Source organism: Bradyrhizobium sp. USDA 4369 (assembly GCF_054056435.1).
In genome coordinates this window covers 782,263-798,358 of record NZ_JBSRYH010000001.1, presented here as the reverse complement: position 1 = coordinate 798,358, position 16,096 = coordinate 782,263, and the positions used below count along the sequence as shown (strand labels likewise).

The 16,096-nt window shown below is 64.1% G+C and carries 24 protein-coding genes; 10 read left to right on the top strand and 14 right to left on the bottom strand.

The features are described 5' to 3' along the window. Positions 1–4: 4 nt before the first annotated feature. Positions 5–193 carry a type II toxin-antitoxin system HicA family toxin gene (locus ACVIJ6_RS03780; protein WP_456771552.1) on the bottom strand — a complete coding sequence of 63 codons (189 nt, stop codon included), beginning with the start codon at positions 191–193 and terminating at the stop codon, positions 5–7. Between ACVIJ6_RS03780 and ACVIJ6_RS03775 the strand changes: the two genes are divergently transcribed. After that, positions 107–709: a hypothetical protein gene (locus ACVIJ6_RS03775; protein WP_456777178.1), complete on the top strand. Its 603-nt coding sequence runs from the start codon at positions 107–109 to the stop codon at positions 707–709. The two genes, ACVIJ6_RS03780 and ACVIJ6_RS03775, sit on opposite strands and share 87 nt — an antisense overlap. A gap of 43 nt (positions 710–752) precedes the next feature. Here ACVIJ6_RS03775 and ACVIJ6_RS03770 read toward each other — a convergent pair whose 3' ends face one another. From ACVIJ6_RS03770 to ACVIJ6_RS03740, 7 genes are all read right to left on the bottom strand, one after another. Next, positions 753–992, bottom strand: coding sequence for a hypothetical protein (locus tag ACVIJ6_RS03770; protein ID WP_456771551.1), 240 nt, complete (start codon positions 990–992; stop codon positions 753–755). 754 nt (positions 993–1,746) lie between these two features. Next, positions 1,747–2,700, bottom strand: a complete 954-nt coding sequence (locus tag ACVIJ6_RS03765; RefSeq protein ID WP_456776892.1) for a ribose-phosphate pyrophosphokinase — start codon at positions 2,698–2,700, stop codon at positions 1,747–1,749. Between the two features lie 164 nt (positions 2,701–2,864). Continuing rightward, positions 2,865–3,425, bottom strand: coding sequence for a hypothetical protein (locus ACVIJ6_RS03760; RefSeq protein WP_456771550.1), 561 nt, complete (start codon positions 3,423–3,425; stop codon positions 2,865–2,867). A 201-nt stretch (positions 3,426–3,626) separates the two neighbouring features. Then, entirely contained in the window at positions 3,627–4,373 is a 747-nt protein-coding gene (pgeF, locus tag ACVIJ6_RS03755) for a peptidoglycan editing factor PgeF (RefSeq protein WP_456776891.1), read from the bottom strand. Positions 4,374–4,393: 20 nt separating this feature from the next. Continuing rightward, a complete protein-coding gene (locus tag ACVIJ6_RS03750; RefSeq protein WP_456771549.1) occupies positions 4,394–5,521 on the bottom strand; it encodes a class I SAM-dependent methyltransferase in 1,128 nt (375 codons plus the stop codon). Continuing rightward, a complete protein-coding gene (gene lgt / locus ACVIJ6_RS03745) occupies positions 5,518–6,375 on the bottom strand; it encodes a prolipoprotein diacylglyceryl transferase (protein WP_456771548.1) in 858 nt (285 codons plus the stop codon). Before lgt ends, ACVIJ6_RS03750 begins: the two co-directional genes overlap by 4 nt. Beyond that, positions 6,372–6,572 (bottom strand): hypothetical protein, encoded by a 201-nt coding sequence (locus ACVIJ6_RS03740; RefSeq protein WP_456771547.1) that lies wholly within the window; start codon positions 6,570–6,572, stop codon positions 6,372–6,374. Before ACVIJ6_RS03740 ends, lgt begins: the two co-directional genes overlap by 4 nt. Positions 6,573–6,618: 46 nt before the next feature. Here ACVIJ6_RS03740 and ACVIJ6_RS03735 point away from each other — a divergent pair, with 46 nt between their 5' ends. From ACVIJ6_RS03735 to ychF, 4 genes are all read left to right on the top strand, one after another. Continuing rightward, the gene (locus tag ACVIJ6_RS03735; protein ID WP_456771546.1) at positions 6,619–6,909 is read left to right on the top strand and encodes an accessory factor UbiK family protein; all 291 of its coding nucleotides are present in this window, start codon (positions 6,619–6,621) and stop codon (positions 6,907–6,909) included. 194 nt (positions 6,910–7,103) lie between these two features. After that, a complete protein-coding gene (locus ACVIJ6_RS03730; protein WP_456771545.1) occupies positions 7,104–7,802 on the top strand; it encodes a 50S ribosomal protein L25/general stress protein Ctc in 699 nt (232 codons plus the stop codon). 69 nt (positions 7,803–7,871) lie between these two features. Continuing rightward, positions 7,872–8,477 carry an aminoacyl-tRNA hydrolase gene (pth, locus tag ACVIJ6_RS03725; protein ID WP_456771544.1) on the top strand — a complete coding sequence of 202 codons (606 nt, stop codon included), beginning with the start codon at positions 7,872–7,874 and terminating at the stop codon, positions 8,475–8,477. 38 nt (positions 8,478–8,515) lie between these two features. Beyond that, complete coding sequence (gene ychF, locus ACVIJ6_RS03720; RefSeq protein WP_456771543.1) at positions 8,516–9,613, top strand: redox-regulated ATPase YchF; 1,098 nt, start codon at positions 8,516–8,518, stop codon at positions 9,611–9,613. A 15-nt stretch (positions 9,614–9,628) separates the two neighbouring features. On the opposite strand, the gene ACVIJ6_RS03715 is transcribed toward ychF, so the two are convergent. Then, a complete protein-coding gene (locus ACVIJ6_RS03715; protein ID WP_041750474.1) occupies positions 9,629–9,919 on the bottom strand; it encodes a DUF4282 domain-containing protein in 291 nt (96 codons plus the stop codon). Positions 9,920–10,141: 222 nt separating this feature from the next. Here ACVIJ6_RS03715 and ACVIJ6_RS03710 point away from each other — a divergent pair, with 222 nt between their 5' ends. From ACVIJ6_RS03710 to ACVIJ6_RS03700, 3 genes are all read left to right on the top strand, one after another. Beyond that, on the top strand, positions 10,142–10,603 hold the full coding sequence (locus tag ACVIJ6_RS03710) for a MaoC family dehydratase (protein ID WP_456771542.1): 462 nt from the start codon (positions 10,142–10,144) through the stop codon (positions 10,601–10,603). Beyond that, a complete protein-coding gene (locus ACVIJ6_RS03705) occupies positions 10,603–11,082 on the top strand; it encodes a MaoC family dehydratase (protein ID WP_456771541.1) in 480 nt (159 codons plus the stop codon). The genes ACVIJ6_RS03710 and ACVIJ6_RS03705 overlap by 1 nt, the downstream gene beginning before the upstream one ends. A 118-nt stretch (positions 11,083–11,200) precedes the next feature. Continuing rightward, positions 11,201–11,344 (top strand): hypothetical protein, encoded by a 144-nt coding sequence (locus ACVIJ6_RS03700; RefSeq protein WP_041750475.1) that lies wholly within the window; start codon positions 11,201–11,203, stop codon positions 11,342–11,344. Positions 11,345–11,656: 312 nt separating this feature from the next. Here the strand turns inward: ACVIJ6_RS03700 and ACVIJ6_RS03695 are convergent, their stop codons facing one another. The 5 genes from ACVIJ6_RS03695 to ACVIJ6_RS03675 all read right to left on the bottom strand — a co-directional run bounded on the left by ACVIJ6_RS03695 (position 11,657) and on the right by ACVIJ6_RS03675 (position 14,757). Beyond that, positions 11,657–12,079, bottom strand: coding sequence for a hypothetical protein (locus ACVIJ6_RS03695; RefSeq protein ID WP_012042011.1), 423 nt, complete (start codon positions 12,077–12,079; stop codon positions 11,657–11,659). A 149-nt stretch (positions 12,080–12,228) separates the two neighbouring features. Further along, positions 12,229–13,158: a hypothetical protein gene (locus ACVIJ6_RS03690; RefSeq protein ID WP_456771540.1), complete on the bottom strand. Its 930-nt coding sequence runs from the start codon at positions 13,156–13,158 to the stop codon at positions 12,229–12,231. A 126-nt stretch (positions 13,159–13,284) separates the two neighbouring features. Then, a complete protein-coding gene (locus ACVIJ6_RS03685; RefSeq protein ID WP_012042013.1) occupies positions 13,285–13,725 on the bottom strand; it encodes a nuclear transport factor 2 family protein in 441 nt (146 codons plus the stop codon). Positions 13,726–13,914: 189 nt separating this feature from the next. Further along, entirely contained in the window at positions 13,915–14,190 is a 276-nt protein-coding gene (locus tag ACVIJ6_RS03680; protein ID WP_456776890.1) for a hypothetical protein, read from the bottom strand. 120 nt (positions 14,191–14,310) lie between these two features. After that, complete coding sequence (locus ACVIJ6_RS03675; RefSeq protein WP_456771539.1) at positions 14,311–14,757, bottom strand: nuclear transport factor 2 family protein; 447 nt, start codon at positions 14,755–14,757, stop codon at positions 14,311–14,313. A 278-nt stretch (positions 14,758–15,035) separates the two neighbouring features. On the opposite strand from ACVIJ6_RS03675, the gene ACVIJ6_RS03670 reads away from it, so the two are divergent. After that, positions 15,036–15,257: a hypothetical protein gene (locus ACVIJ6_RS03670; protein WP_456776889.1), complete on the top strand. Its 222-nt coding sequence runs from the start codon at positions 15,036–15,038 to the stop codon at positions 15,255–15,257. Positions 15,258–15,397: 140 nt separating this feature from the next. Beyond that, positions 15,398–15,790: a hypothetical protein gene (locus tag ACVIJ6_RS03665; RefSeq protein WP_456771538.1), complete on the top strand. Its 393-nt coding sequence runs from the start codon at positions 15,398–15,400 to the stop codon at positions 15,788–15,790. Positions 15,791–16,096 lie beyond the last annotated feature (306 nt).

Here is a 16,096-nt window from a genome sequence, read left to right as displayed (position 1 = left end):
GTGCTCACCTCAGTTTCAGCCCTGACTGCTTCTCGATGCTCTTCAGCGTGCCGATCGGAAGATCTCGCTCAGGATGAGGAACGGTCGCGCGGCCCGTCTTGCTCGGATGCCTGAACTGGACGTGGCTGCCCTTCTGAGCCACTTGAAACCAGCCGTCCCGCTGGAGAGCAGAGGTGACGTCCCGACTGTTCATGGTGTGTATTTATACACACCATTCATGGAATGTCAATATTCCGAACAGAGCCAACAAACGACAGCGGCTCAGGCTGTCGCTGCCGACCGTTTCCGAAAGGGCGAGATCTTGAGCGAAGGGTTCTTATGCGAGTTTGCCTCGCCAGACGGCGCCGCTACGATTGTCGTCGAGGATGACGGCCGCGTCGCTTACGCCTATTGGCTGGATGCAGAGGGAGCGATCCGTGGTGACGTTTGGCTCTACAACCGCTGTCTAGCGCCGGAGCAGCCCGAATGGGACGCTCGCGACGCGGCGCCCTACGCCAATCCGGCTGAGTTTGTCGACGGGGCTATCGAGTTTTCTCCGCCGACCTCGGCATCCTGCATCACTGTCGAATGGCTCCGGTTCAACGCAGAGTTGATAGCCCGCGTGCGTGTGTCGGAGATGCTGGTGGCACAATTGAAACACGGCAGCAAACCCGGTTGGTCGCGACTGGCAGCGAAGGATGGACCGCTGGCGTTGTGTTTGACAGATTGATGGCCGCGCCGGCCATAACCTATTTGCCGGCCCGCGTGCTGGCTCATTGGTCCAGCGCGGCGCGTGAAACGAACTGAAGGTCAGGCTCTGCTACTTCGTAGTGGATCAATCCGTAGCCAGGAAATCTGATGAGAGCACCTTTCTTGAGGTGAGCCCATTTGGCTTGCGGATAGTCGGCGCCGTGCTCGTTCGCATCGATATGCGCGACGACCAGGTCGCCGTCATCCGCACCGAGGCGAACGCGATCTCCCAGAGCAACCTGTTGCCCGTCGGGATACTTCATCGGTCTTTCCTGATGCATCTGAATTCATCGGATATCGTATGCGAGGGCTGCCCGCCGGGCAAATCAGCTTGCCTCCCCGAATCCTGTCCAGTCCTTCGGATAAAAGTAAATCGCTTGGTGGCTTCGTAAAATCAGCATTATAGTCCCGCTCGTTCCGTTGCGTCGGAGGGGACGTATCGCGGTCGTTACGGACGTCGGCAGCGGAACGCGGTGGGCGTGTCGGGTCGCAGCGCGATTGATGTCGCGCGGACGAACGATCGGGCACGCACGGTCAAGTCGCGCGGTCCTGATACCCCGATGCTGGTATCCAGCGTAATGCGCGCAAGCGCATTGCGCGACACGGTGGCCAGAAAGCCCGGCGCACCAGGGGAGAACGCGAAGCAGCCGTCAAAACCATCGCGCAGGGAGGGCCGGACGTCTTCGGCCAGACCTGTGGTACCTGCCGCCTGCATTCTTTTCCGCAGGCGGGCCACGGGCGCGGCCAGCGTCCGGCCTTCCCTGCGCCCTCTACGTCGAGGGCGATGCTGACTCAGAGCTCGGACGCAAACGCGCCGCGAGATCGCGGAAGCTCATCTGCAAGATGCTGTGGGAGATTGTCGGAATGAAAGAGGCACGGCGTCATCACGACCGGCGACATGTGCGCGTGTGGCACGACGCCCACCCTCCCCCTCCAGGGGAGGGTGGACCAGATCGAGGCGGTTCGCGTAGGAACGAAGTTCGATGCGGACCGGCGTGATGCTGTTAGTTCAGCAACTCAGTCGAACAGGCTCGACACCGATTCTTCCGCCGCGGTGCGGCCGATGGCTTCGGCGATCAGCGGGGCGATCGGCAAAGCGCGGATGTTCGGGGCGTTGCGCACGGCTTCGGTCGGCATGATGGAGTCGGTGATCACGAGCTCCTTCAGGCGCGACGAGGTGATGCGGGTCGCGGCCCCGCCGGAGAGAACGCCATGGGTGATGTAGGCGTAGACATCCTTCGCGCCATGCTTGAGCAGCGCATCGGCGGCGTTCACCAGCGTGCCGCCGGAATCGACGATGTCGTCGATCAGAATGCAGGTGCGGCCCGAGACGTCGCCGATCACGTTCATGACCTCGGATTCGCCGGGCCGTTCGCGGCGCTTGTCGACGATCGCAAGCGGCGTATTGATGCGCTTGGCGAGGCCACGGGCGCGCGCGACGCCGCCGACGTCGGGCGATACGACCATCACGTTGGAAAGGTCAAACCGGTCCTTGATGTCGCGTACCATCAGCGGCGCGGCATAGAGATTGTCGGTCGGGATGTCGAAGAAGCCCTGGATCTGGCCGGCATGCAGGTCGAGCGTCATGACGCGATCGACGCCGGCATGGGTGATGAGGTTGGCGACCAGCTTGGCCGAGATCGGCGTGCGCGAGCCGGATTTGCGGTCCTGCCGCGCGTACCCGAAATATGGAACCACGGCAGTGATGCGGCGCGCGGAGGCGCGGCGCAGCGCATCGGTGATGATCAGCAGCTCCATCAGCAGATCGTTCGCGGGATACGAGGTCGACTGCAGGATGAAGACGTCGGAGCCGCGGACGTTCTCCTGGATCTCGACGAAGATCTCCATGTCGGCGAAGCGCCGGACCACGGCCTTTGTCAGCGGCAGGCCGAGCTCGGCGGCAATGCCGGCGGCGAGAGCCGGGTTGGAGTTGCCGGCGACGAGTTTGATGGAGCCGTTCTTGGCCGACATCGCGAATTCTCCTCGCGGCTCGCTGGAGACCTTGTTCAGCATATCGGGATATCCGTGGAACCGGCACTGTGTGACGGGCGAGGTGATATCAAGGACACTGCGCGCATGGCAACCCGCCGCAGCTGTTTTCCCGGTCAAAAAGCGGCGCAAATTGCGCCGCTAGCCTAATGGTCGGTGTAGCCCAGGGCGGCGACGCTGGTGCCAGCGGTGGAGGGAGGCTCGGTTGCGGCCACGGCAGGGCCACGGGTGATGGGGGCGGGCTGTGCCGGCGCGGTCTCGGCAGGCGCCGTACCGTTCAGCATGTTGGTGAGCCCGCTGAAGCCGGCCTGGGCAATCTTCCGCAACACCATGTCGTCGACGGCGTTCCAGGGGTCGCGGCCGCCGCGTCCGACCGGCTCTTCGCCGGACAGGCGGAGCGCGCGCTGCTGGTTGCGATCATAGACGTCGAACACCCAGGCGATGACGCTCTTGCCGCTGACGACCTGGGCCGACAGATAGGTGCGGACCCGATAGGCGGCAGGCGCCTCGCGCGACACGATGGCGAGGCTGCGCAGCTTGGACTCGCTGTCGAGCACGTTGACCATGCGGTCGAAGATCTGCGGTGGCGGCCCGTCGATCTGCTCGAAGGCGATGGTCGCGCCGTCGGAGGAGGGCGCCATCGCATAGGCGTTGGCGGGGCCGCTGGTGCCGCTGGTCGCGCAGCCGGCGAGCGTTGCGGCAGACATGATCAAAGCGGCAAGGACGCATGCGTGCTGCGTGGCGCGGCTGATCAGTCGCAATGGTGTCGACGCTCCCCTCATGGATGGGAGCGATATCGTTAAAATCGATTAACGTCTAGGTCGCCACTGCCACAGACCGGGACAGAGTGCAGCCTGTTGTTTAGAAAGGGTTAACCAACCCCCATGCGGCCACAATCGCGCCCTGCTTCAGCCCTCGATCATGATCGCGTGGACATGCCGGCCGTAGTCCGGCTCCTTGCGATGCACGGAGCGGCGGTAGCTGAAGAAGCGTTCATCGGCATAGGTGTCGAGCCCGAGATCGTCGATCAGCAGCACGCCGGCGCTCTCAAGCCGCATCCGGATGAAGCCGCCGAGATCGAACATCGCGTGACCCTCGCGCTGCGAGGGCAGGAAGAAGCGGGCGTGCTCGGCGTCGTCGTCGATGAAACGCGTGACGAATTCGGCGCCGACTTCGTAGCTTTGCTGGCGGATCAGAGGACCGATCGCGGCGATGATCCGGCCACGCTCCGCGCCGAGTTCCTCCATCGCCTGCAGCGTGGCCTCGATCACACCGGTCAGCGCGCCCTTCCAGCCGGCATGAGCGGCGCCGACGACGCGCCTCTCGGGGTCGGCGAACAGGATCGGCCCGCAATCGGCCGTGGTCACGCCGATCGCGAGATTGGGCGTCGCGGTCACGAGCGCGTCGGCCTTCGGCCGGACGGGACCGTCCCAGGGACCGGTCGCGATGACGACGTCGGGCGAATGGACCTGGTGCAGGCTGAGAAGCTGGTCCGGCGCGACGCCGAGCCGCTCCGCCATCCGGCGGCGATTTTCCCGCACGCTGTCAGGCCTGTCATTCGATCCGAGCCCGCCATTCAGGCCGGCATAGATGCCGTCGGAGACACCGCCCTCGCGGGTGAAGAAGGCGTGCCGCACGCCGGGAATCGCGGACATCACATCCGATGACACCAGCATCATGCCCCTCCTGGTTTTCCGCCCGTATGTTCGTCGCTGATTCCAGCCAGAACGGGAATGCTGGCATCGGACAGGCCGAGCACCTTGAACAGCGAGCCCATGCCGCCGCGGCCGCCCTCGATCAGGCGTTTCAACCCGCTTGCGATGTCCCTGGAAATGTCGGGCGAGGCCTTCTGCATCAACGTCAATGCGCGCGTCTCGATGCCGAGCCGGCGCAGGAATTCACCTTGCGTGATCGGCCCGTGGACGCGGGCGCCGACGGCGTCCGCCGCGCGCGCCAGCGCCTCGAAATCGACGTGGGCGGTGATGTCGGCGAGCCCCGGGGTTTTTAGGGGATCGGCAAAGCTGTGCCGGGCGATGGCCTGGAACGTGTCGCCGACATCGCTGCGGACATGACCATAATCGATGATCACGGCGGCGCCGCGCTGTTCGCGGATGCGCTTGGCGATTGCCATGATCTCGTTGTTCGGGCGCCATTCGAAGATCGCCCCCAGCGGCGCCGCCCGCACTAGCGGCGGCAGCAGCAGCTCGAATCCCGGCGTGGGCTCGGCAGCCGTGCCATAGGCGAAGTTCTCCTCCGCATCGAGCTCGACGACGCGCTCGTGCCACCCGGTCTCGCGCTTCAGCATCTGGTGGATCGGCAGCACGTCGAAATATTCATTGGCGAAGATGACGCTCGGGCCCTCCGGCACGTCGTCGAAGCTCTCATGCCAGGTGATGTTGCGCAGGCCGGTCAGGGTCGCCTTCTGCTTCTCGCGCAGCACGGGGTTGATCTCGACCATGTGCACGGAGATCGTCTGGTACAGCGGCGGCAGCACGCGCAGCGCCCGCAGCGCGTCGGACATCATGGTGCCGCGGCCGGGTCCCAGCTCGATCAGGCGGAACTGCTGGGGCGAGCCGGAGGCTTTCCAGACCGAGGCCGCCCACAGGCCCAGCAACTCGCCGAACATCTGGCTCACTTCGGGGGCGGTGGTGAAGTCGCCCTCGCGCCCGAGCGGATCGCGCGAAATATAATAGCCGTGCTGCGGATGCATCAGGCACAGCTCCATATAGCGCCAGACCGGCATCGGCCCGGACGCTTTGATCACCCGCTTGATCTCGGAGTGGAGCGGAGACAGTTCGATCACGGATTGGCCTGCAGCGAGGGAGTGGCTTGATGCGGCTCAGGCTTGCGCAGCGCCCGCACCACCAGGATCGCGCCGACGATGAGCATCGGCACCGACAGCAGCATGCCCATGGTGAGTCCGCGCCAGAGGAAACCGAGTTGCGGGTCCGGCTCGCGAAACAGCTCGCTGACGATGCGCGCGACGCCGTAGAGGCCGATGAAGCTGCCGAGGATCAGGCCCGGGCGCTTCAGTGCGCCGAACCGGATCATCACGGCGAGCGCGATGAACAGCAGGACGCCCTCGAGGCCTGCTTCATAGAGCTGACTCGGATGCCGCGGCAGGTGGGCGCGGTCGGTCGGAAAGATCATGGCCCAGGGCAGGCTTGGATCGGCCGCGCGCCCCCACAATTCGCCGTTGATGAAATTGGCGATGCGGCCGAGCAGCAGGCCGATCGGCGCGACCGCGGTGGTCAGGTCACCGAGCGACAGGATCGGCAGACCATTGCGACGGCTGAACCAGATCACCGCGATCACGCAGCCCACGAAGCCGCCATGGAAGGACATGCCGCCCTTCCAGAGCTCGAAGATCTCCAGCGGGTGATCGATGAAGAACGGCAAATTGTAGAACAGCACATAACCTGTGCGGCCGCCGAGGATAATGCCGAGCGTGACCCAGAGAATGAAGTCGTCCAACTGCGGCAGCGAGACCGGGGCGGGACCACCCCACAGCCGGTCTTTCCTGAGCAGCGAGCGGGCATAGAGCCAGCCGATGACGATGCCGCAGATATAAGCGAGCGCATACCAGCGGATGGCGAACGGGCCGATCGCAATCGCAATCGGATTGAACACGGGAAAGTCGATGAGGAGAGGCGTCATTCACTGGCTTTCGTGGGCACGGCGTTCCGCTTCAGGCGCACGCGGGCTTCGAACGGGGCCCGCATGACCATGCGCGGCGCAACGCGGTCGCTGGGCCGCTCATACAGCGCGGCCGGCCAGCACAACAAGTACGATGACAAGGAAACCGCGGCGTGACAAGACGGGCCCATCTTGAAGGCGACCGGATGGATCGCCATTCTGTCTTCCATCATCGTGCTCGTCGCGGGACGCGGAGTTTTTAGCATGACCCAGACCAACAACCGGTTTTTCGATGAACTCGGCCGCCTGATGAACGATGCCGCAGGCGCCGCTCAGGGCATGAAGCGGGAAGTCGATTCCGTCATCCGCAACCAGGCGGAAAAGATCCTGAACGATCTGGATATCGTGAAGCGCGAGGAGTTCGAGGCCGTCAAGGACATGGCCAGGCTCGCCCGCGAGGAGAACGAGGCCTTGAAGGCGCGGATCGCCGCGTTGGAGGCCAAATTGGGCGGCGCCGCCGGCGGCCAGCTGGGCAGCGGCAGCGCGGATGGCTGACGCCGCGGCCGGGTCATCCCAGGCCGGGCCGGGAGGAAGGGGCAGCCGGCCCCTTCATTTCCTTGTCATTTCGGCGGTTTGCCGCTAGAACGCCGCCACGTCCGCGGCCCCCGCACCCCTGGAGGCTTGCCGAAGGACGTCCAGCAACGGGCCGCATTGCGGCCTTTAACTTTTTAAAACAAGGACTTAACACGATGGCGACCGTCAGAGAACTGAAGGCGACCGCCCGTCCGTCAGTCGGCAAGGGGGCCGCACGGGCAGAGCGTCGCGCCGGGAGAGTGCCCGGAGTGATTTATGGAGACAACCAGCCCCCGCTGCCGATCTCGGTCGAGGACCGCGAGCTGCGCCAGCGCATCCTGGCGGGCCGGTTTCTGACCACGATCTTCGACATCAGCCTCGACGGCAAGAAGCACCGGGTGATCCCGCGCGACTTCCATCTCGATCCTGTCAAGGACTTCCCGATCCACGTCGACTTCATGCGACTCGGCCAGGGCGCGACCATCCGCGTCAGCGTGCCCCTGCATGTGGTGGGGTCGGAAGGCGCGCCGGGCGTCAAGCGCGGCGGCACCGTCAACATCGTGACCCACACGCTCGACCTCGAATGCCTGGCGGAGAATATTCCGCAGTTCATCGAGGCCGATGTCAGCGCGCTCGAGATCAACCACTCGCTGCATATCTCCGATGTCAAGCTGCCGACCGGCGTGAAGACGCTGTCGCGCGATGACGCGACGCTGGTCACCATCGTGCCGCCGTCGGGCTATGGCGATGACAAGGCTGCTGGCGCTGCTGCGGCCGCCCCGGCTGCGGCGGCTCCGGCTGCCGCTGCCAAGGCGCCCGCTGCGGCCAAGGCTCCTGCCGCCGCTGCGAAGCCGGCCGGCGACAAGAAGAAGTAAGCCGGTCCGCTGGCGGGGGCACGGGACGTCCCGTGCTCCCGCTGCGGCGGCTGGTCTGGATGCCGCGTCATGCTGCTGTTTGTCGGTCTCGGCAATCCCGGCGCGAAATATGCGCGCAACCGGCACAATATCGGCTTCATGGCCGTGGACGAGATTTCGCGGCGTCACGGCTTTTCGCCCTGGCGCCGCAGGTTTCAGGGTGAGACCTCGGAAGGCACGCTCGATTCCGAGCGCGTCATCCTTCTGAAGCCCACGACCTATATGAACGAATCCGGCCGCGCGGTGCAGGAAGCGGCCAGTTTCTTCAAGCTCGGCGTCGGTGACGTCACCGTGTTTCAGGACGAGCTGGAATTGCCGCCCGGCAAGCTGCGCGTGAAGGTCGGCGGCGGCATCGCCGGGCATAACGGGCTGCGCTCGATCTCGGCGCATCTCGGCAATGACTACCGCCGCGTGCGGCTCGGCATCGGTCATCCCGGCGTCAAGGAGCTGGTGCATGGCCACGTGCTGTCGGACTTCGCCAAGTCCGAGATGCCGTGGGTCGAGGCGCTTTGCCAGGCGGTGGCCGACAATGCGGGTTTGTTGACAGGCAAGCGCGACTCCACCTTCGCCAACAAGGTGCATCTGGCGCTGCAGGCCAAGGGTTTTCTGGACAAGGGCGACGCCGGCGCCGCGTGAGCGCCTGGCTGTTGCGCTGAGAGGATGCGGGACGGATCATGGGATTCAAATGCGGAATTGTCGGGTTGCCCAATGTCGGCAAGTCGACGCTGTTCAACGCACTGACGGAAACGGCCGCGGCGCAGGCCGCGAACTATCCGTTCTGCACCATCGAGCCGAACGTCGGTGAAGTCGCGGTGCCCGATCCGCGGCTCGAGAAGCTCGCGGCGATCGCCAAGTCGGGCCAGATCATTCCGACGCGGCTGACCTTTGTCGACATTGCAGGCCTGGTGCGCGGCGCGTCCAAGGGCGAGGGCCTCGGCAACCAGTTCCTGGCCAACATCCGCGAAGTGGACGCGATCGCGCATGTGGTGCGCTGCTTCGAGGATTCCGACATCACCCATGTCGAGGGCAAGATCGCGCCGCTCGCCGACATCGAGACGATCGAGACCGAGCTGATGCTGTCCGATCTCGACAGCCTCGAGAAGCGGGTCGACAACCTCGCCAAGAAGGCGAAGGGCGGCGACAAGGACGCCAAGGAGCAGCACGATCTCGTCAGCCGCGCCCTGGTGCTGTTGCGTGACGGCAAGCCGGCGCGGCTGCTGGAGCGCAAGCCCGAGGAGGAGCGCGCCTTCGGCATGCTCGGACTGCTGACCTCCAAGCCGGTGCTCTATGTCTGCAACGTCGAGGAAGGTTCGGCGAAGGACGGCAACAGCTTCTCGCAGGCGGTGTTCGCGCGCGCCAAGGAGGAGGGCGCGGTCGCCGTCGTCATCTCCGCCAAGATCGAATCCGAGATCGCGACCCTGTCGCGCGAGGAACGTGCTGACTTCCTCGATACGCTGGGTCTGGAGGAGGCCGGCCTCGACCGGCTGATCCGCGCTGGCTATCAGCTGCTCGACCTGATTACTTATTTTACCGTCGGTCCGAAGGAGGCGCGCGCCTGGACCATCCATCGCGGCACCAAGGCGCCGGCGGCGGCCGGCGTCATTCATACCGATTTCGAGAAGGGCTTCATCCGCGCCGAGACGATCGCCTTTGCCGACTACGTCGCGCTCGGTGGCGAGGCGGGCGCCCGCGAAGGTGGCAAGCTCCGTCTCGAGGGCAAGGAGTATGTCGTCGCCGACGGCGACGTGATGCACTTCCGTTTCAACAACTAGCGCCGTCAGGGGTGGCTACATCCGGCCCTGCTCGCGGATCGCGCCGAGGTGCTCGTTGATGCGGAAGACGATCAGGACGAACTCGGCAATGATGCGCGAAAACACCATGCCGACGATGATCCCGGCCAGCGACGACAACAGCATCAGGAAGCCGCCGAACGGGCTGATGGCCATCTCCGACAGCCCCGCGAAAATACCGCGGATTCCGGAGAGAATGATGAGCGCGATCACCAGCCAATAGAAGGTCTTGATGATCGTGGGCGTGATGAAGCGGTCCCACTGGAACAAATCGCGAAATTCCAACATCCTGATCCCCCAGCAAATTCCGAATCGCAGGCAAGTCCGTCTTTAAGTCTTGCCCGGGTCTTCCGCCAGATGACGATCGGGCGCGGTCGACATCGTTCTCGGGATGGAGGGCCTCGTGGCGCTCTTGTGCGACCGCACCGGGCGTCAGCCATGCGAGCGGCCCGGTTGTGATTGCTGCAAAGTGCGGCCACAATCGGGCTTGTTCCAGCCAATCTTGCCCCCATGACCCTTACCTTCGAAGATTTTCCGCAAGGACATTTCGGCCGTTTCGGTCCGCGCCTCGTCTCCCGCGACGAGATCATCGCCTTCGCGGCTGAGTTCGATCCGCAGCCGATGCACCTCGACGAACAGGCCGCTCTGCAGTCGATGCTCAAGGGACTCTCGGGCTCGGGCTGGCATCTCTGCTCTCTGATGATGCGGATGATGTTCGATGGCTTCATTGACCGGACCGCCTCGCTCGGCTCGCCGGGGGTCAACGAGGTGCGCTGGCTGTCGCCGTTGCGGCCGGACGATGAGCTGATGCTCGATGTGGAGGTCGTAGAAGCACGGGTCTCGCAAAGCCGGCCGTCGACCGGCATCGTCACGTTCAAATGCAGCGTGAGCAACAAGTCTGGCGAGACGCTCTGCGAGATGGTGTCGCCAATCATCGTCGAGCGGCGCGACGGCAGCGGGAGGGCCGGCTGATGCGCTTCTTCGAGGACCTCCAGGTTGGACAGCGGCGCGAACTCGGCACCTACACGTTCACCGCGGAAGACATCAAACGTTTCGCTCGGCAATTCGATCCGCAACCTTTTCATCTCGACGAGGACGAGGGCCGCAATTCGCTGTTCGGCGGATTGGCCGCATCTGGCTGGCATGTGGGATCGGTCTGCATGAAATTGATTGTTGCCGACAATCAGCGGCTCGCAGATCTTGCACGCGCGCGCGGCGAGCCGATCGTTCTCGGCGGTCCGTCGCCTGGCTTCAAGGATCTACGCTGGTACAAGCCGGTGCTCGCCGGTGATATGATCACCTACTCCAGCGAAATCGATTCGTTGCGCGCATCCGCCTCGCGTCCGCAGTGGGGGATTCTGCAAGTGCGCAACATCGGCATCAATCAACGCGATGAGTTGGTGTTCTCCGTTCTTGCGTCGGCCTTTGTGCCACGGCGGAACAATGGTTGAGGCGAAAAGGTCACGCTTGGCGGGATTTGTCGGCGCGGAACGAAGTTCGCGCTAACGCATTCTGAACCCGGACTCTATAAGACGGCCATCCAGGGATCAGGATTTGGGGTGAGTAAGCATGGCAGATCGGAGCGGTCTGAAACTCCTTGGCTTTATCTTTGCCAGCGTGACGCTCGCGGTAATGCTTGCGACCGGGATGGTCGTGAAGGGCTATGCCGACGGTTCGTATTCGTTGGAGACGTCGGCCTCGATCGAGGAGTGATCGTTAAGACTTCGTTAACGCCGCGCCTGCGGCGCATCGACCAAACAGCCCGGCGGTTGACGCGGACGACCCCGACCGCCACGGGATTGACCCGATCCGATGACGCGGACCGCATCGGTCTCAGCAACCACCGCCCTTGGTGCGGTGGACGAGGTTGAACCTTCCTCGGCCTGTTGCCTTTATCAAGATCAGTCCTGACTACGCACCCGCCCGACGATGGGGCGCGTCATTACCGGAGACAACCCTTCGCTACGACGAAAGCCGCCGCGCGAAGCCACGCGCGGCGGTTCTCGATGAACTCTCAGGAAGGGCTCAGCTGTTGCGCAGGCCGTCGGCCGCGCGCTTCCACTGCGTCACATTCTCGGCGATGGCGCGGGTGGATTTCATCGCGGCCTGACTGAGCTGGGCGTAGCTCGCGATCTCGCGCTGAACGCGCTGGCCTTCAGCATGCAGCAGTTCGCGCAGGCTCTCGAGCTCCCCGATCAGGTTCTCGATCTCCGACAGCGAGGTCCCCGCGACGCGCTGGATCAGCGACGTGACGCTGTTGACCGCCGCATCCGCATCGATCGCAGGCTCAGCTGTGGCTGCTGCGGCGGTGGCATTCGGACGGCGCAGGTAAGCGATGTCGTTGCGGACGAAATCACGAATGCCGGCCTCGACTTCGGACACTGCAGCCAGATCCGGATCCAGCTCGGTTTCAGTTCCCTCGATCTTGTCCGGACGGATAACATTCATCGGCTCATTCCTCATTTCGCGTTCAAGCGAGCGCGGTGTCCCCGCACGACGAAAACCTAAACCTATCAGTGCGGCCAAATTGGGCCACATCGCGGCGAAGCTGCGGCAGCGGTTCGATCATTCGTGGCAAGTCGCCACAATTGTCAAGCTCACCAGCTCCGCTTGAAGCCGGCGGAGATGCTTTTGCTGGTGCCGCCTTGCGCCGTCTCGCCGATCGAGCCCGATACGCTGAGGCCATCGGAGAGCTTCTGCTCGGCGCCGATCTTGCGCAGCCATTTGTCGTCACTGGACGACAGCGTCTGCCCGGCGGTGACACTCGTACCAGTATCCTGGATGGATAGTTTCGCGGACTGCTCGGTATCGAAGCTGCGACTGGAGCGCGGCGCTGCGCCCGGAATCGGCACCATGCCCTGTTGCGTGACATTGTAGCCGTTCTGCAGGGTCAGATTGTAATGATCAATCGGCACCGCCTTGGTGATGGTGGTGCCGATCCGGCTCTGGTCCGAGCCGGGATCGACGCGCGCCTCGATCGCTGTCTTGTCCCAGATGGAGCCGGCGCCCGGCGCGGTGACGGCGGCCCAGGCCGAGCCGCCGGATTGCGGAGCGTTGCCGCCGTTCTCGGCTTTCTCGGCCAGCAGTTCGGACATCGTTGTCGGTTGTCGCGCGACGGTCATGTCAGCGCCGATGCGCGTATCCCAGAACGGTGAGACCGATTGCTTGACCGAGACGCCTGTTGCTGCGCCCTTGTTCTGGTTGGCCCAGTCGAGCGCGGCGGCCTTTTCTGCGGCGGCTTTTCGTTTCGCGGCCGCGGCTTCAGGCCGGTCGAGAAAGGTCGTCTCGTCGATCGCGAGTTGAGTCCAATCGAGCTTGCTCACGTCGATATCCTGCATCGGATCGACGGCCGCTGCCTGATTGTCCGGTCCATCCTCGTCGCCGTCCTGAGGCGCAGGAGCAATTTGCTGCCACGGCGTGATTTGCAGCGGTGGCGTCGCCTGCATCAATGTCTGCGCCTGGGCGGCGGCCGCAGTGAGCCCAAAGCTGGTTGTGATAATCGCCAGCGCGCGACCACACGATATCATGAGAGCAACCCCCGCCGCCCGAACCTGTCCGCCGGAATATGGTTGAATCTTGGCGCAAAATTATGACCGCACCAATCACGATGTGTTTGGTTGTGGGGCGAATTTATACAACTTTGTAACGGAAGATCAGGCGAAGCTGCCGATCCGCGGCAGGTCGATCGGATGGCCCAAGGTCTGCTCGACCAGATCGAAGGTGTCGATCAGGATACGCAGCCGCGCCAGCTTGCCGGCGCGAAACTGCAGGAATTGCGCGAGCCGTGTTGTGATCGGCTTGTCCGAATGCTGTGTGGTCATCGCGCAGCGGACCATGGTGGCGGCGGTGCTGTCACCCAGCATCAGGGTCTCACGCTCCAGCTTCCGGATGCGCACATGGTCGGCGATCTGCCGGATGGCATCGAGCACGGCCTCTTTGCCGAGCCGAGCGCCGAGGAAGGGAAACATGTCGATCGGGCCGTAGATGGCCCAGTCGATGTCGTCGTCGATGAGTTCGGCGAGCGGGTCGAAATGGCGTTCGTTGATCGCGCGATGCAATGCGTGCGACAGACGCCAGAGGCTGTGCTCCGTCATCCTGATGGTGATCCTGATCTGGCTTGCAAGGCGGCGCACCAGTCTTCAGGCGACATCGTCAATGGAGTCGCGCCGGGCACCGAATCTCATTTCCGCTGCACCAGATACGCGAAACAGCGACACCCGCAAGGCTTGTTTTTGCATCGCACAAATGCGTGTCCGTGTTGCGATCGCGAGGCCTTCCCGCATTCACGCCTCGTTAACGCCCTCGTGACCCATGCGCTGACGCGCAATGGTTGCCTCATGCTCGCGTAAGGCGGCCATGCCGAACAGGGTTGCCCCGCCGAGGCCGCCGATCAGCGCGCCGAGCGGCATGAAGGTGAAGAACACCAGCATGCCGGCATAGCCTTCAAATTCGCTGCTATTGAACAGCTGGATCCACCCCAGTCCGAGGCCGATGCCCACCGTGGCGCCGCCCACGACGCCCATGATCAGTCCCGCTATCGCGAGGAACGCGATTCTCATCTCAGCCATGCCCCATCAACCGCCCGCTGATGGGTTCGGGGCGCAGAGGCGAGGTTCAATGAGCGGAACCTAGTGCCAGTGACGTTTGCGTGATCGGCGGCAATCCGCGTCGCGCGGGCCTCAGGGGCGGGCGGTGCCTGCGATCAGCAGCCGGCTGAGATCGCATTCGAGCACCTGCTGCACCAGGTCGAACGTATCCATGATCTCGCGGATGCGGCTGATGCGGCCGTCGCGCAGGGTGTAGAAGGCGGCGAGGTCGTATTGCACGATGCGGTCATTGTCGCGTTTGCGCAGGAAGATGCGCAGGTCGGCGGCAACCTGCTCGCCTTCGCAGATCATGGTCTTGATCTCGTGCCTGACATCGGCATAGCGGCTGCGCGTCATCTCCCACATCTGCCGCACCTCGGCCTTGCCGACGCGGCGGCCGAGATGGGGGAAGATGTCGATCGGCGCGGAGGCGAAATGCTCGATGTCCTCGCTGCAATGGGCCAGGACCGCGTCGAAATCGCCGGCGGCATGGGCCTCGAGCAGCTTGCGCACGCGCTGCTTGTTGATGTGCTCGATCATCCTGTCTCCATGACGGGAAAGCCCACGCTTGCACCGGACGTTCTGAAGAGGCGGGCGCGCGACCGTCAATCGGCTCTCGTCACGTCCGGCCGCGAAAAGCGCCGGCACGGTGAACAGAAGCTTGGCGACGCGCAGCAGGCGCGGTCAGTTCTCTCAAGGCGTAGGTCACCCACGCAGCCAAAAGGTTCGCGCCCGCCGCGGCGTCATGGTCCCCGCGGAACCGGGTTGCGCCCCCGTCGTTAGACAGCAAACATCTGCGGAGCTCGATCATGAAGACCATGCTTGTCATGTCCGTCGCGGCGCTGGCGCTGCTTTCGACGCAGGGCGCCGAGGCCAAGGGCTGCATCAAGGGCGCCATCGTCGGCGGCGTCGCCGGCCATTATGCCGGTCACCACGGCATGCTCGGTGCCGCCGCCGGCTGTCTCTATGGCCGGCATCGCGCCAAGGAGCAGGACCGTCAGCAACAGCAGACCCAGGTGAACGGCCAGGGGCGGATGTAGCTCGCGCCAGCCGCGGCGCGCGTTCATCCGGCGCCTCCCTTGAGCGTGAGTGACACTCGTCACGTTCGGCGCAGCCTGTGTGGCTTAATCGATTGCGATCCGGTCCTTGGCCTGAGGACCTCCGCACCCGGATGCTCGCCATGCTTGCCGTTTCCTCTCCCAGCTCGTCTGCGCCGAAGGCGCCCGCCCTCAATCTGTTGGAAGGAATGGCGCTGACTGCGTTGTTGCAGGCCATCCCGACCTATACCGGTGCCGCGCTGATCCTCAAGGTCGCGCACAGCAGCGCCTTGCGACCGGGCGTCATCGGCTTCGTGACGATCGCGACGGTCATCCACGTGCTGCTGACCGCGCTGCTGGGACCGCGCTATCCGCGCCTGTTCAAACAGGCCTATGCCGCGGAGTTTTTCGACGCCTCGCTCGGCCTCGCCGACAAGGTGCTGCGCTGGCGCACGCAGCCGACGGTTTCGCTGCAGCTGTTGACGTCGACCGTGATGCTCTCGGTTCTGTCGATCGCGGTATTGGCGCTGGGGTAAGGCGCCCGATGTTTCACAATTGTCAAACAGCCAACTGCGCAGTCCGTCGTTGCGAGCGCTCGCAATGACGCTCGTGGCGTCTTGCATCGTCGAGCGCCAACCTGCATGCGCACATACAAGACCGCGATCTCGCGGCGCGTTTGCGTCCGAGCTCTGAGTCAGCATCGCCCTCGACGTAGAGGGCGCAGGGAAGGCCGGACGCTGGCCGCGCCCGTGGCCCGCCTGCGGAAAAGAATGCAGGCGGCAGGTACCACAGGTCTGGCCGAAGACGTCCGGCCCTCCCTGCGCGATGGTTTTGACGGCTGC

What these genes read in the sequence shown, in the direction of transcription:
- ACVIJ6_RS03775 (WP_456777178.1), top strand. Translation starts at nt 107, where the DNA reads ATGCCTGAACTGGACGTGGCTGCCCTTCTGAGCCACTTGAAACCAGCC.
- ACVIJ6_RS03780 (WP_456771552.1), bottom strand. Translation starts at nt 193, where the DNA reads ATGAACAGTCGGGACGTCACCTCTGCTCTCCAGCGGGACGGCTGGTTT.
- ACVIJ6_RS03770 (WP_456771551.1), bottom strand. Translation starts at nt 992, where the DNA reads ATGAAGTATCCCGACGGGCAACAGGTTGCTCTGGGAGATCGCGTTCGC.
- ACVIJ6_RS03765 (WP_456776892.1), bottom strand. Translation starts at nt 2,700, where the DNA reads ATGTCGGCCAAGAACGGCTCCATCAAACTCGTCGCCGGCAACTCCAAC.
- ACVIJ6_RS03760 (WP_456771550.1), bottom strand. Translation starts at nt 3,425, where the DNA reads ATGTCTGCCGCAACGCTCGCCGGCTGCGCGACCAGCGGCACCAGCGGC.
- pgeF (WP_456776891.1), bottom strand. Translation starts at nt 4,373, where the DNA reads ATGTCCGCGATTCCCGGCGTGCGGCACGCCTTCTTCACCCGCGAGGGC.
- lgt (WP_456771548.1), bottom strand. Translation starts at nt 6,375, where the DNA reads ATGACGCCTCTCCTCATCGACTTTCCCGTGTTCAATCCGATTGCGATT.
- ACVIJ6_RS03740 (WP_456771547.1), bottom strand. Translation starts at nt 6,572, where the DNA reads ATGGCGATCCATCCGGTCGCCTTCAAGATGGGCCCGTCTTGTCACGCC.
- ACVIJ6_RS03735 (WP_456771546.1), top strand. Translation starts at nt 6,619, where the DNA reads ATGACCCAGACCAACAACCGGTTTTTCGATGAACTCGGCCGCCTGATG.
- ACVIJ6_RS03730 (WP_456771545.1), top strand. Translation starts at nt 7,104, where the DNA reads ATGGCGACCGTCAGAGAACTGAAGGCGACCGCCCGTCCGTCAGTCGGC.
- pth (WP_456771544.1), top strand. Translation starts at nt 7,872, where the DNA reads ATGCTGCTGTTTGTCGGTCTCGGCAATCCCGGCGCGAAATATGCGCGC.
- ychF (WP_456771543.1), top strand. Translation starts at nt 8,516, where the DNA reads ATGGGATTCAAATGCGGAATTGTCGGGTTGCCCAATGTCGGCAAGTCG.
- ACVIJ6_RS03715 (WP_041750474.1), bottom strand. Translation starts at nt 9,919, where the DNA reads ATGTTGGAATTTCGCGATTTGTTCCAGTGGGACCGCTTCATCACGCCC.
- ACVIJ6_RS03710 (WP_456771542.1), top strand. Translation starts at nt 10,142, where the DNA reads ATGACCCTTACCTTCGAAGATTTTCCGCAAGGACATTTCGGCCGTTTC.
- ACVIJ6_RS03705 (WP_456771541.1), top strand. Translation starts at nt 10,603, where the DNA reads ATGCGCTTCTTCGAGGACCTCCAGGTTGGACAGCGGCGCGAACTCGGC.
- ACVIJ6_RS03700 (WP_041750475.1), top strand. Translation starts at nt 11,201, where the DNA reads ATGGCAGATCGGAGCGGTCTGAAACTCCTTGGCTTTATCTTTGCCAGC.
- ACVIJ6_RS03695 (WP_012042011.1), bottom strand. Translation starts at nt 12,079, where the DNA reads ATGAATGTTATCCGTCCGGACAAGATCGAGGGAACTGAAACCGAGCTG.
- ACVIJ6_RS03690 (WP_456771540.1), bottom strand. Translation starts at nt 13,158, where the DNA reads ATGATATCGTGTGGTCGCGCGCTGGCGATTATCACAACCAGCTTTGGG.
- ACVIJ6_RS03685 (WP_012042013.1), bottom strand. Translation starts at nt 13,725, where the DNA reads ATGACGGAGCACAGCCTCTGGCGTCTGTCGCACGCATTGCATCGCGCG.
- ACVIJ6_RS03680 (WP_456776890.1), bottom strand. Translation starts at nt 14,190, where the DNA reads ATGAGAATCGCGTTCCTCGCGATAGCGGGACTGATCATGGGCGTCGTG.
- ACVIJ6_RS03675 (WP_456771539.1), bottom strand. Translation starts at nt 14,757, where the DNA reads ATGATCGAGCACATCAACAAGCAGCGCGTGCGCAAGCTGCTCGAGGCC.
- ACVIJ6_RS03670 (WP_456776889.1), top strand. Translation starts at nt 15,036, where the DNA reads ATGCTTGTCATGTCCGTCGCGGCGCTGGCGCTGCTTTCGACGCAGGGC.
- ACVIJ6_RS03665 (WP_456771538.1), top strand. Translation starts at nt 15,398, where the DNA reads ATGCTTGCCGTTTCCTCTCCCAGCTCGTCTGCGCCGAAGGCGCCCGCC.